We start from the raw sequence: 13,327 nt of genomic DNA, 5'->3' as shown, positions 1-13,327 counted from the left end.
GCCTGCTTAAACAGGTCGCGTACACGTGCGGCACCCACACCCACAAACATTTCCACAAAGTCGGAACCGGAAAGCGAGAAGAACGGTACGTCGGCCTCACCGGCTACGGCTTTTGCCAGTAAAGTTTTACCTGTTCCCGGAGGGCCTACCAGCAAAGCACCTTTTGGTATTTTACCACCAAGTATGGTGAACTTAGCCGGGTTTTTCAGGAATTCTACAATCTCCTGAATCTCTTCTTTTGCTTCTTCCAGGCCAGCCACATCCTTAAACGTGATCTTCACCTTGTTTTCAGCATCAAAAAGAGCTGCCTTTGATTTACCAATGTTAAAGATCTGGCCTCCTGCACCACCGGCTGTTACGCGGCGCATCAGGAACCAGAAACCAAATAGCAGTAGTATAAAGAATCCCCAGGTGGCGAAAAAGTCCATGAAGCCGGTTCTGGAAATTACGTTGTAGGGTATCTGTTGCTCTTTGGGTATGTTAGCCTGCAGCTTGTCGAGGTCTTCTTTAAATATTTCCGGAGAAATAATATTGAAGTGATAATGCGGCCCTTGCTGCCCCATGCTGAAGTTACCACGGGCATCGAGCTCCGACTTGTATTTGTCGTTGTTCAGGGCCTCTTCTTTCAGGTAAATCTCAACCAGGTTGTTGTTTACGATGTCTACCTTGCGGATATCGTTGCTAAGCAGCATCTCTTCGAAAGCTCTTTGAGTCGTTTCTTTGGAGGCACTGCTCTTGTTGAGGTAGGTTAGTCCGAAAATCAGCAGAATCAGTACGGCCAGCATCCACAACTGCATGGTTGGCCGTGGCGGGGTGTTTGGTATGATTGGCTTCTTCTTTTTGTTGTTATTGCCTTTATTGTTATTCTCTGCCATGAAAGTTTAATTACAGTTAATGAAGAACATCAGCCAGACAAAAAATGTTTTTATCTGGCTGCATTTTAAGACTAAACAGGCTGAATGTGTTCTATGCGGGCATCGCCCCATAGTTCTTCCAGTGCATAGAATTCCCGTTTGTCTTTTAGGAAAATGTGAGCGACTACGTCCACATAGTCCAGCAATATCCACTCTTTGTTCATGCGGCCTTCTGTCTGCCACGGGTTCTGGCGGGTGGCCTTAAACACCACTTCCTCTATTGAACTGGCAATGGCATCTAACTGGGTATCGGAACTGGCGGATGCTATGACAAAGTAATCTGATACAGCATTTTTGAGGGATTTAAGATTAATAACGACAATATCAGCTGCTTTCTTCTCCTGCATGCCTTTTACGACAATGTCTGCCAATATGTCTGAATTAACCTCAACCTTGGTTTGTTTCATTTGAGCTACTTAAATTTGAAATACAAAAGTATAAAATTTTGCTTACTATATGGTGCCTAATACACTGTTTATGGGGCAGCAGCAATATTTCCTGCCAACCTGCGATTCTACTAACACAGAGGCCCAAAAGCTTCTCAACAAAAATGAAGCCACAGAGGGTTGTGTCGTGCTTACGGCGCAACAGACCAAAGGTCGCGGCCAACGCGGAAATAATTGGGAGGCTGAACCCGGTAAAAACATCACGCTTTCGGTTATTCTGTCACCTTCGTTTCTGCTTGTCAGGCAGCAGTTCTACCTGAACATGGCGGTATCGCTGGCCGTGCTCGATCTTGTACGGGAGCAGGGCCTGATACAGGGCCAGGTAAAGTGGCCCAACGACTTGTATGTTCAAGATAGGAAGTTAGGCGGGATTTTAATAGAAAACACCATCAGTAATCAAAAAATACAACAGAGCATTGTCGGAATTGGTTTAAATATAAATCAAACTAATTTCTCATCGCCAACAGCTACCTCGCTTGCGGCTATCTTAGAACGGGAACTCGACCTGGATAGTGTGGTGGCCCAACTGATGGAGTACCTGGAGAAACGCTACCTGGAGCTACGAGCCGGCAGGTTAGCCAAAATCAAGTTCGATTACCTGCGGGCGCTGTACCGGTACCAGGAGCCGCATCTGTTTGTGGTGAACGGGGAGCAGGTGCCGGGCCAGATACAAGGTGTTGATGAAGAAGGTAAACTGGCTGTGGAAGTGGCGCAGGAGCTGCGTTTTTTCGGATTTAAAGAAATTGGTTTTGTGATATAACACAAGGTTACTGCCACACAAGGGGCACGTGTGTTTGCAAGCATTTAAATTTATTTATTCTGCCGCATTTCAAAACTTCTGAGCTTGTATTGTTGTTAAGATGCTAGACAATAATTATGTTATGGAAGATATAGAAGTTGTAAAAACCAGTGCCGAAAATACAAGAGCCAAAATTTTAAGCGCCTTTAAAGAGCATGTGCTCGAAACCGGAAGACAACCGGTATCTGTTTACAAATTTGCACAAAGCATCCAGATAAGCGAAGAAGAATTTTATAACTATTTTACTTCGTTCGAGGGGGTGAAAGGTGGCGTTTGGGAACAGATTTTTGACCAGACAGTTGCCCTTATGGAGGCCCAAGATGTGTACCGGGCGTACTCTGCCAAAGAAAAACTACTCTCGTTTTATTTTACCTGGGTAGAGGTGTTAAAGAAAAACAGGAGCTACCTGCTGGCTCTGTACCTGGGGCAAACGGGCTACAAAAAGGCGATGCCCGATGAGCTTAGGAATTTCAGAAACAGATTTAAAGATTTTGCTAACCTGATTATTCTGGAAGGCAAAGAAACCGACCAGATTGTAGAGAGGCGCGGACTTTCTGATAAGTACGAAGATGCCTTATGGGTAGAGACGCTGTTTATTCTGCAGTTCTGGTTAAAAGATACCTCTCCGGGTTTCGAAAAAACAGATGCCGCTATCGAGAAATCGGTTGCGCTGGTGTTCGACCTGATCGGGAAAACGGCCGTAGACTCTCTCTTCGATTTTGCAAAGTTCCTCTATCAGTCTAAATAAGCTCCTATGGCCGATCAGATGAAAGAGCAGGAGCATATTCCTACTTCTAAAGTGCAGCGGGCCTCTAAGTTTTTAAGTGCCGGCGCCAAAGTAGGAGGCAACTACATAAAGCATTATGCCCAGAAGGTGGTAAACCCATCGTTGAGTAAAGATGATTTGCACATAAGCAACGCCGAAGATATTTATGCCTCGCTGAGTGAGCTGAAAGGGAGCGCCCTGAAGGTAGCCCAGATGATGTCGATGGATAAAAATGTGTTGCCGAGAGCTTACCAGGATAAATTCGTGATGGCGCAGTATAGTGCTCCGCCGCTGTCTTACCCGCTGGTGGTCAGAACGTTTCAGAAATACTTTGGGGCGTTGCCAGAGACCTTGTTCGATACCTTTACCAAATCTGCCGTAAATGCGGCTTCTATTGGCCAGGTACATAAAGCCACCAAAAACGGAAAAACCTTTGCCGTAAAAATACAATATCCGGGGGTGGCTGCCAGTGTGAGTTCCGACCTTAAAATGGTGCGGCCTTTTGCTTACCGGTTGCTCAACATGAACAGCAAGGAACTCGACCACTACATGAGCGAGGTAGAGGAGAAACTGCTGGAAGAAACCGATTACCAACTGGAAATAGCGCGGTCGGAAGAAATATCCGGGGCATGCAGTCATATTCCGGATCTGGCCTTTCCGAAATATTATCCGGAGCTGAGCAGCGAACGCATTATTACCATGGACTGGCTCGAAGGCCTGCACCTGAAAGAGTGGCTGGCAACTAACCCCACGCAGGAGGCCAGAAACAGAATAGGGCAGGCGCTCTGGGATTTTTACCACCACCAGGTGCACCACCTCAGGCAGGTACACGCCGATCCGCATCCGGGTAATTTTATTATTCAGGATGGTATAAAGCTGGGAATTATCGATTTCGGTTGCGTAAAGGTAATTCCAGGAGATTTTTACCATGGGTATTTCTCACTGATCAAGCAGGATTCGCTGATGAAGGAGGAGGCTCTGAACAAAATCTTCTTCGACCTCGAATTTATAAGTGGACAAGATACAGCAGCAGAGCAAACCTACTTTAAAGGTGTGTTCAAAGAAATGATCTCCTTACTGGGGCAGCCATTTCATGCCGAGCAATTCGATTTTGCCAACGATGCCTATTTCAACCAGATTTATAGCTTGGGCGACAGAATTTCGAAGGACAAGATGTTTAAGAACTCCAGGCAGGCAAGAGGCTCCCGGCACGGATTATTTATAAACCGGACGTATTTCGGGCTTTACAGCCTACTGAACCAGATGCAGGCCAACATTAAAACCACTAAACCCGACTGGCTCAAATAAGAGATTGCCTCTTGCAACCAGAAAATCCGTTTAGCGCGAGCTAAACGGATTTTTTTATTTAGTGCGGCAAGCTATGTCAGGCTTACCCTTGACCTGTTAATAGCTTTTAAGCCTTTGGAAGGGGTTTTTTATTAGAATAATCTGACTACTGGTAGTTAGTTGCTATTTGTTAAATGGTTGGTTAAAAGAGAGTCTTGCTTAAGTGATGGAGGGAATTTTATTTTACCCTTGGGAAAAATATGCCTATAATCGTTTGGAAGGCCATTTTCATTAGAATAACCTGATTTCAGGTAGATAATGGAATCAGGTAAACACTGAGAATCAAATTTTTACGCAAGGCATACATTTCTCCAACCTTTTCTATTATCATTTGTTTATATTGAAATTCTCTCCCTATGCTGTGTCTGCCAAAGTTGTAGTCGCAATGTCAGTGCAAAAATTATGGGAAGTATATTTCAGAGAGACGAAATTCTATGGTTAAACATCAATATGTGCAGAAAGTCAGCTAGTTGGCGAAGTATAATTTGATCTTACGATACAGCAATTTAGAAAATAATATATTGATTTTTGGAGATATATAGACAACAAGAATAACAGGCATTATTCTTGTTGTTGAGTTGTTATCGAAGTTTTACCGAAACAGGAAAAAAAATAGCAATTATTTGGCTTTTTCCTGGTAAATATTTGAAAAACTGCATTTAAATTGTTATAATTTTAGCTATCTTTGATTCATTGAATCAATATGTGGCTAAAAGCTCAAAGATGAGGCTCTGATATATGAAGATGAAGACTTTTACAAAATTATTTCTCGTTGTTGCGGTTATGGGATCGCAGCTGGCTGGTTTTGCCGTTAACGCAGGCAGCTTTTTAAGAGATGGACATAAAGAGGGCGTGGCCCCAACCTATAAAGGCTCTACAGCCGACTGGAAGCAGGTGACAGAAAGGCAGAGTAGTGCCTTGAGCGTATCTGCCCAGAATGCCAGGCCGACATTTGTAACCAAAGAAGGTCACACCTGTTCTAAAATTTATGCCTCTGCAGTAAGTTCTGCCTTTCATGCCTTCGAGGCAAAGTCTACCAAAAGCCTTTATGCTGATGTAACGCTGGCTAGTTTCATGTCTGGCCCCGATCAGAAGGTGATGCCGACCATTAACGCTTATCCAAATCCATCCAGAGGCGTTACGCGCCTGTCTTTGTCGCAGGTAGGAAACGATAATTATCATTACAAAATCAAGATTTCGAACACCATCGGGAAAGTAGTTGCTGTGAAAGAGCTCTCAACCCTTGATGTAGATGTGGATATGTCGAGCCTGCCAGCAGGTGTTTATTTTTACAGCCTCCTGGTAAACGATAAGATGGTAGAGACAAAACGACTGATCCTTCAAAAATAAAATTACTTTTGATTACGTTACAAAAAAAGCCGGCCCCACAGGTCGGCTTTTTTTATATTAATTCAGAAAAGTGCGTGGGCACTTAGCATTATTTCTTATTTTCGGGGCTGAATTCAAATCTAGTTATGACGGATTATCGAAAGATAAACAACCTGGTAGGCTGGGTCGTATTTTTAATTGCGACTACAGTTTATGTTTTGACGCTGGAACCAACAGCAAGTTATTGGGATGCAGGAGAGTTTATAGCCTGTTCGTACAAACTACTTGTGCCTCATCCGCCTGGAGCCCCTTTCTACCTGCTGGTAGGCCGCCTCTTCTCTATGTTTGCTAGCGATGTAACGCAGGTGGCCTGGTGGGTAAACCTGCTCTCGGCACTGTGTAGCTCCTTAACCGTTTTATTCCTGTTCTGGTCTATTACCATACTGGCCCGCCGCATTCTGATAAAAGAAGGCGAAGTTGTAGGAACAGGTAACCTGCTGCTGATAATGGGCAGCGGTGCTGTAGGCGCGCTGGCCTACACCTTTACCGATTCGGCCTGGTTCTCGGCAGTAGAGGCAGAGGTATATGCCATGTCTTCGTTCTTCACCGCCATTGTGTTCTGGGCTATGCTCCGCTGGGAGAACAAAGTTGGGCAGGCGCTTTCTGACAAATGGCTGATTCTGATCGCTTACCTTATTGGCCTTTCCATAGGTGCTCACTTACTTAACCTGGTGGCTATTCCGGCCCTTGCCTTTATCTACTATTTCCGTTTATACAAGCCTACTTTATGGGGTGGAGTAGTCGCTTTCCTGATTAGTGCCATTATTGTGGTGGCTATTTTATGGGGCATCATCCCGGGCTTACCGACGTTGGCGGGTAACGTGGAGGTGTTCTTTGTGAACTCCCTTGGCCTGCCGTTTGGCTCCGGCATTATTGTTTTTGTTGTTTTATTAGTTGGTGCCATTGTCTGGGGCATCCGTTATTCTATAGTTAAAGGAAACCGCATACTCAACACCGGCATCCTTTGCTTTGCTTTTATCCTGATTGGTTACTCATCTTACATGATCATCCCGATCAGGTCGGGCTATAACCCTACCATTGATGAGAACGATCCGCAGGACATCCTGAGCTTTGTGGCTTACCTGAAGCGTGAGCAGTACGGCGACCGCCCCTTGCTCTATGGCCCGCAGTTTAATGCGCAGCCCGTAGACCAGGAGGAGGGTGCTCCCCGCTATGTGAAAGGTGAGAACAAATATGTAGCCACTGGCAAAAAACTCTCTTATGTGTACGCCAGCAAAGACAAAACACTGCTGCCGCGCATCTACAGCGACAAAAAACAAGACCTCGATGAGTATAAGAAGTGGGTTAACATTCAGGAGGGGCAGATGCCAACTTTTGGGCAGAACCTAAGCTTCTTGTTCCGTTACCAGCTCGGGCATATGTACTTCCGTTACTTTGGCTGGAATTTTATTGGCCGCGAAGGCGATGTGCAGAACTCCGGCGTATTATGGTTAAATAAAAACACCGGCGATCTGCCTGCTAAAGTTGCCAATAACAAAGCCCGAAACGCTTTCTTTATGCTGCCGCTGCTGGTAGGTATTCTGGGGCTTATTTATCAGATCAGGAAAAAGGACCAGGATGCTTTTGTAGTGGGGTTGCTGTTCTTCTTTACCGGCATAGCCATTGCGCTTTACCTCAACCAGCCGCCACTTGAGCCAAGAGAGCGTGATTATACCTTTGCCGGTTCGTTCTACGCTTTCTCTATCTGGATTGGTTTGGGTGTGCTGGGGCTGGCAGACCTGCTGAAAACTGTCTTGAAAAACAATACAGCCAGAGCCGGTGTGGCCACAGCTGTTTGCCTTGCCGCACCTGTTATTCTGGCTGCCGAAGGCTGGGACGACCACGACCGCTCAGACCGCTACCACTCCGTAGACTCAGCCAAAAACCTGCTCGATTCCTGCGCGCCAAATGCCATCCTGTTCACCAACGGCGACAACGACACGTTCCCGCTTTGGTATGCTCAGGAGGTAGAAGGCTTCAGGACCGATGTGCGCGTAGCAGTACTCAGCTACCTGAATACCGATTGGTACATAGACCAGATGCGCCGACAGGCTTACGAGTCGGACCCATGGCCTGTTATTCTGGAAAAAGAAAACTACCAGCAAGGCACAAACGATTACCTGCCTTACGCCGAAAAACCGCAGGTAGCAGCCGGTATCGACCTGAAGCAGTTCATAAGCCTGGTGAAGCAAAACCACCCGGCGCTGCAGGCGCAGTACGGTTCTGGTACTACACTTCTTACGTTCCCTACAAAAAACTTCTTTCTGAATGTGGATAAGGAGCATGTGCAAAAGCTCGGTTTTGTTCCGGCAGAAAAGCAGGCAAGTATTACCGACCGTATGCAGTGGCGCGTAAATCAGTCGCTGCTGGAGAAGAAACACCTGATCATTCTGGACCTGCTGGCAAACTCAAACTGGGAGCGGCCCATCTACTTCTCCACAACTGTTAACAGCGCCGACTTTATGGGCTTGTCTGAGTACTTTCAGCTGGAAGGGCTGGCACAGCGCATCGTGCCTGTCAGGTTCTCGCAGGAAGAAGAAATCAGCAACATCCACAAAGAGCAGATGTATGAGAACATGATGAAGAAGTACAATTTCAGGAACTTCGACAGAGCAGATATTTACTATGACGATAACTACTACAGGTTCACGGCCAATGCCCGCGACAAGTTCGCTAAACTGGCTGCAGCTTATCTGGCCTCCGGCGACAATGTACGCGCCAAAGAAATTATCGACCATTGCTTTACAGTGCTTCCGTTCGAAACAGTGCCTTACGATTACTACACTCCTAATTTTATTCCGTTGCTGGCCGAACTAGGCGAAGAGGAGAGAGCCCAGGCCCTGATGGAAGGTATCGTGAAAAGTTCGCAGGAAAACCTGGATTACTATTTTGAGAAAGGATCGTTGTTTGAGATGGAAATTCAGACTAACATGCTCATGATGCAGCAAACTATAGCAGCTGCTCAGGAAATGGGCATGCAGGAGAGAGCCATGCAACTGCAGCAAACCTTCGTGCAATACCTGCAGCGTATGCGACGTTAAACAAAGTAGCCATTTAAAGAGTAAAAGAGCCAGACTATCCGATAGCTGGCTCTTTGATTTTAGGGGGCGTATTCCTAACTTGTTTTTGATGAAAACAGTAAACTTTCTTTCGTTTCTGATTTGTATGCTACTGGTGGCCTGTGGAACCAGCGTGCCTATGGAGCAAATGGCCGGTGGCGCTCCTATGCGAGGGGCATCTGCCACCCGGAGTACGGCACCCAATGTGGCGATGCACTACGATCATTACACGGCTCAGGACACACTGTACCTTCTGGTTAAATTCAACGATGAGAACCAGGTGCTGAATGTGCAGCGGGTAGCCTCTCGTTTTGAATATGCTGTTCGGTCGGGGGCTACAGACCGCGATGCCGTGCTGCTGCGCGACTCACTGCAGGTTGCCGGTCAGAGACAGGCCAGTGCCGACGGGAGTCTGGTTCTTCGGTTAAAAGTACCCCGGCAATTGGTAACATCTACAAATGTACTTCAGATGCGGCTCTGGCAGAAGTCTGGTGCGCAGGGTGCTACTTCCTCTTTTTACACAATGCCGTTGCAGCCAGACATGCTGCGAAAAGATTTTCTGTTACTGGATGAAAGCGCCGGATCACCTTTGTTCAGGTCTTACATAAAAACAGGAGAGGCTATAGTGGCTACCTATTATGGCCCCGACAGCGCCTTGCAGGTGCAGGCGTATAACAATACGGTTATGCCTGCTCTGCCACCCATGTCTACCCGGCAGGCACCTCCTGTCAGTTCGCTCCAATCCTCCGATGCAACTGCCTTTGCCGTAAGCGATACCATCCGGATGGAGCAGCCCGGGCTCTACCTGGTTAGCAGCAGTGGAGGTGGCTCTATGAGTCTTTTGGTGCAGCAAGGGGCTTTCCCGCAGATAACCATGGCCAAAGAAATGCTCCCACCGCTTATCTACCTGACAACTTCTGAGGAGCGGGAAGTGCTTATGAAGGCGAAAGATCCTAAAGCAGCTATCGATGATTTCTGGCTGAAGGTTGCCCGCGACAAAGAGAATGCACGCCAGCTTATCAGAACGTTTTATACGCGTGTAGAAGAAGCCAACAGGCAATTTACCTGCCACAAAGAAGGCTGGGCAACCGATAGAGGTATGGTGTATATTATTTACGGCAGGCCAAACAATGTGAGCCGCGCAGGCAACACCGAAGCCTGGATTTACCGCGAATCTGCCTCTACACCTTATATTAAGTTCGTTTTTAACAAAAAAGAGAATAACTTTACCAACAATCACTACGAGCTGATACGGCGCCGCGAATACGAGGAGAACTGGTACAGCACAGTTTCAAAATGGAGAGCAGGAATAACAGAGAATATGTAAACCCCCGATACGGTAGCTCAAGAGCACCTAAGGAAGACAAGATGGAGATGATTTTTGGCTTACGGCCGATTATCGAGGCCATGCTTGCGGGTAAAGTAATGGAGAAAATTTTTCTTCAGAAAAGTGCCAGAAACCCCATGACAGAAGAGATTCTGGAGCTGGCCAAAAAAGCAGATGTTCCGGTAGCCACTGTGCCTATTGAGAAGCTGAACAAGCTTACGCGCAAAAATCACCAGGGTGCGGTTGCTTATATTTCAGCCATCACGTACCTGCCTTTGGCCGAAATCGTGACTTCCTTATACGAAAAAGGTAAAAATCCGCTCCTGCTCATCCTGGACCGTGTAACCGATGTGCGTAACTTCGGCTCTATTGCCCGGAATGCCGAATGTATGGGCGTGGATGCCATCGTGATACCTAGCCGTGGCGGTGCACAGGCTAACGCAGATGCTATTAAAACATCGGCTGGTGCCCTGCACCTGGTGCCAATATGCCGCGAGCCTAACCTGAAAGATGCGATCGATTACCTGAAGAACTCCGGTATACAGATAATAGCCTGTACCGAAAAAACAGATCTGATGCTGCCCGACAGCCAGGTAGACTTTACAGTACCAACTGCCATTATTATGGGCAGCGAGGAAGATGGCATATCGCCGGAGTACCTGAAGCGGGCCGATGCTAAACTGCGCATACCATTGCTGGGCCAAATCGGTTCGCTTAATGTGTCTGTGGCCACCGGCATTGTGTTATACGAAGCTCTCAGCCAGCGCCTCCGCGAAACCGGCTACTCGAACCTGAACACCTTTGAACCAAGGTAGTTTCACGGCAAACCCTTGGCTCAAAATACATTAAAAAGCTTCGGAAGGCCGTTTTCATTAGAATAATTTAGTTGCTGGTTGTTAGTTGTTGATTGCTGAATAGTTTAATAGTTGGTTTGGAGATGTGAAGATTTGGAAATTTGGAAATGGAACATAATGTAATAGTGAAGAAAACTTCAAATAAAACTCACAACTTCTGGTTTTCTGATTCAGACGAAAAATCTACCATCTATTATCTAGCATCTTAAAAGCTTCGGAAGGCCGTTTTCATTATAATAATTGCTTCTGGCAAAAACGGATAACCATAAAAAAGCCTCTGCAGATAAATTTTCTGCAGAGGCTTTTTCGTGAAAGCGGAAACTTTAAATATAATCCGGGCCTCGTTTGGCTTTGGCATCAGCCATAAATTCCTTTACTTTCTGTTCTTCGTCTTTTCTGCAGATCATAAGCACATTATCGTATTCAGCAATAATGTAATTCTCCAGCCCCTGCACGACTACCAACCGCTCTTTAGGCGTTTTAATAATGCAGTCTTTGGTGTCGTAAAGTAATGCATCACCGTCTATCACATTGCCGTCTTTTTCTTTTTCGCCGATGGTGTACAGCGAGTTCCAGGTGCCCAGGTCAGACCAGCCAATGTCGGCGAGCAGCACGTACACGTTATCTACCTTTTCCATAATGCCATAATCTATTGAGATGTTGCGGCACTGGGAGTAGGCTCTGGCAATAAAGTTCTGCTCCTCCGATGTGTTGAGGACCATGTTGCCTTCGTCAAAAACCTCCGTTATTTCAGAAAGGTGCTGCCTGAAGGCATTTAAAATACTTTTGGCGCTCCAGATAAAGATGCCGGCATTCCAGACAAAATCGCCGCTATCGAGGAACATCTGGGCTAGTTCCAGGTTCGGCTTTTCGGTAAAGGTCTTTACCTTTTTTATGTCGCTGCCTTCGTTGTCTATGTACTGTATGTAGCCATAGCCGGTGTCGGGGCGGCTGGGCTCAATGCCAAGCGTTATTAATACATCGTCTTGCGAGGCCGCTTTCAGCCCTTTTTGCACGACACTGGTAAACACGTCTTCTTTCAGAATAACGTGGTCGGAGGGGGTAACCACCAGGTTGGCATCCGGGTTTAGCAGCGCGATTTTATGCGAGGCATAAGCAATGCAGGGCGCTGTGTTACGACCTACCGGCTCCAGCAGAATCTGGTTGTCGGTTAGCTGTGGCAGTTGCTCTTTCACGAGCGCTTCATAGTCTTTATTGGTAACTATAAAAATGTTTTCGGGAGGGCAGATGTCCTTAAAGCGCCTTGCCGTCATTTGGAGCATGCTCTCGCCTGTTCCTAAAACATCGTGAAATTGTTTGGGGTAGTTTGTTCTGCTGAACGGCCAGAACCGGCTCCCGATGCCACCAGCCATAATGACTACAAAGGTGTTTTTATCCATAACTATACAAGTCCTTCTTTTAACAGATCGTGTAGGTGGACGAAACCTACAAATTTTTCTTCAATTGTAACTACTAATTGTGTTATATTCTTATCCTGCATAATAGCCATGGCCTCTGCCGCATACTGTTCAGGCTCTATGGTGCGGGGCGAGGGCGTCATAATATCTGCCGCCTGTATACCCTCTATCGAGTCAAAATTGTTGAGCATACGGCGCAGATCCCCGTCTGTTATTATTCCTACCAGTTTGTCGGTTCCTGCTGTTACAACGGCTGTAGCCCCTAGTCTCTTAGACGAAATCTCGATAATAATTTCTTTCAGCGAGGCCTGCTCGTTTACCTTAGGGGCTTGATTATGAACATAAATATCGCCAACTTTAAGATAGAGCCTTTTCCCGAGCGAGCCGCCCGGGTGCAGCGTGGCGAAATCTGCACTGCTAAAGCCGCGGGCCTCCAGCAGGCAAACTGCCAGGGCATCGCCAAGAGCGAGTGCTGCCGTGGTGCTGGTGGTTGGTGCCAGGTTAAACGGGCATGCCTCCCGCTCTACGTGTGCTTTTAAAATAAAGTTAGCGTTCAGGGCCAGGTAAGAACCCGTGTCGGAGACCAGGGCGGCCAGTTGGGAGCCTTTTCGTTTTAGCAGCGGAACAAGTACTTTTATCTCGGGGGTGTTGCCGCTTTTGGAGATACAGATTACAAAGTCCTCCGATTGAATCATGCCCAGGTCGCCATGAATAGCATCGGCCGCGTGCATAAAGAGGGCAGGAGTGCCGGTAGAGTTGAGCGTAGCCACTATTTTGGTGGCAATGTGAGCGCTCTTGCCAATGCCAGTTACCACCACACGGCCTTTTATCTGCAGAATGGCTTGGGCGCATTTTACAAATCCTTCGTCGATAAAATCGCCTAGTTTAGCGATTGCATCGGCTTCTGCCTTCAAGACTTTTTTTGCAGATAAAATGATGTTATTATTGAGATTCAATTTAAATTTGTGTTAATGTCTCCTTAAAGGATACGTTGTAAATATTCATTTT

General features: G+C 46.6%; 11 protein-coding genes. 7 read left to right on the top strand and 4 right to left on the bottom strand.

Features of this window, described 5'->3' with window-relative positions:
- Positions 1–875, bottom strand: an 875-nt coding sequence (locus FVR03_RS03485; protein ID WP_147920377.1) for an ATP-dependent metallopeptidase FtsH/Yme1/Tma family protein, incomplete at its 3' end; no start/stop codon positions are given.
- A gap of 71 nt (positions 876–946) precedes the next feature.
- Complete coding sequence (gene rsfS / locus FVR03_RS03480; protein WP_147920376.1) at positions 947–1,321, bottom strand: ribosome silencing factor; 375 nt, start codon at positions 1,319–1,321, stop codon at positions 947–949.
- Positions 1,322–1,370: 49 nt separating this feature from the next.
- On the opposite strand from rsfS, the gene FVR03_RS03475 reads away from it, so the two are divergent.
- From FVR03_RS03475 to rlmB, 7 genes are all read left to right on the top strand, one after another.
- Entirely contained in the window at positions 1,371–2,120 is a 750-nt protein-coding gene (locus FVR03_RS03475) for a biotin--[acetyl-CoA-carboxylase] ligase (RefSeq protein ID WP_147920375.1), read from the top strand.
- A gap of 121 nt (positions 2,121–2,241) precedes the next feature.
- Entirely contained in the window at positions 2,242–2,907 is a 666-nt protein-coding gene (locus FVR03_RS03470) for a TetR/AcrR family transcriptional regulator (RefSeq protein ID WP_147920374.1), read from the top strand.
- 6 nt (positions 2,908–2,913) lie between these two features.
- A complete protein-coding gene (locus FVR03_RS03465; protein ID WP_147920373.1) occupies positions 2,914–4,233 on the top strand; it encodes an ABC1 kinase family protein in 1,320 nt (439 codons plus the stop codon).
- A gap of 783 nt (positions 4,234–5,016) precedes the next feature.
- Complete coding sequence (locus FVR03_RS03460; protein ID WP_255474043.1) at positions 5,017–5,622, top strand: T9SS type A sorting domain-containing protein; 606 nt, start codon at positions 5,017–5,019, stop codon at positions 5,620–5,622.
- Between the two features lie 125 nt (positions 5,623–5,747).
- The gene (locus FVR03_RS03455; protein WP_147920372.1) at positions 5,748–8,702 is read left to right on the top strand and encodes a glycosyltransferase family 117 protein; all 2,955 of its coding nucleotides are present in this window, start codon (positions 5,748–5,750) and stop codon (positions 8,700–8,702) included.
- Between the two features lie 88 nt (positions 8,703–8,790).
- The gene (locus tag FVR03_RS03450; protein WP_255474042.1) at positions 8,791–10,047 is read left to right on the top strand and encodes a GWxTD domain-containing protein; all 1,257 of its coding nucleotides are present in this window, start codon (positions 8,791–8,793) and stop codon (positions 10,045–10,047) included.
- Positions 10,017–10,862: a 23S rRNA (guanosine(2251)-2'-O)-methyltransferase RlmB gene (gene rlmB, locus FVR03_RS03445; RefSeq protein WP_147920371.1), complete on the top strand. Its 846-nt coding sequence runs from the start codon at positions 10,017–10,019 to the stop codon at positions 10,860–10,862. Before FVR03_RS03450 ends, rlmB begins: the two co-directional genes overlap by 31 nt.
- Before the next feature lie 362 nt (positions 10,863–11,224).
- On the opposite strand, the gene FVR03_RS03440 is transcribed toward rlmB, so the two are convergent.
- Complete coding sequence (locus FVR03_RS03440) at positions 11,225–12,301, bottom strand: mannose-1-phosphate guanylyltransferase (RefSeq protein ID WP_147920370.1); 1,077 nt, start codon at positions 12,299–12,301, stop codon at positions 11,225–11,227.
- Positions 12,302–12,303: 2 nt separating this feature from the next.
- Complete coding sequence (locus tag FVR03_RS03435) at positions 12,304–13,275, bottom strand: KpsF/GutQ family sugar-phosphate isomerase (RefSeq protein WP_147920369.1); 972 nt, start codon at positions 13,273–13,275, stop codon at positions 12,304–12,306.
- Positions 13,276–13,327 lie beyond the last annotated feature (52 nt).

This window comes from Pontibacter qinzhouensis (assembly GCF_008017455.1).
GTDB lineage: Bacteria > Bacteroidota > Bacteroidia > Cytophagales > Hymenobacteraceae > Pontibacter > Pontibacter qinzhouensis.
Note: the sequence above shows the minus strand (reverse complement) of the source record. Positions and strands in the feature narration are given on the sequence as shown.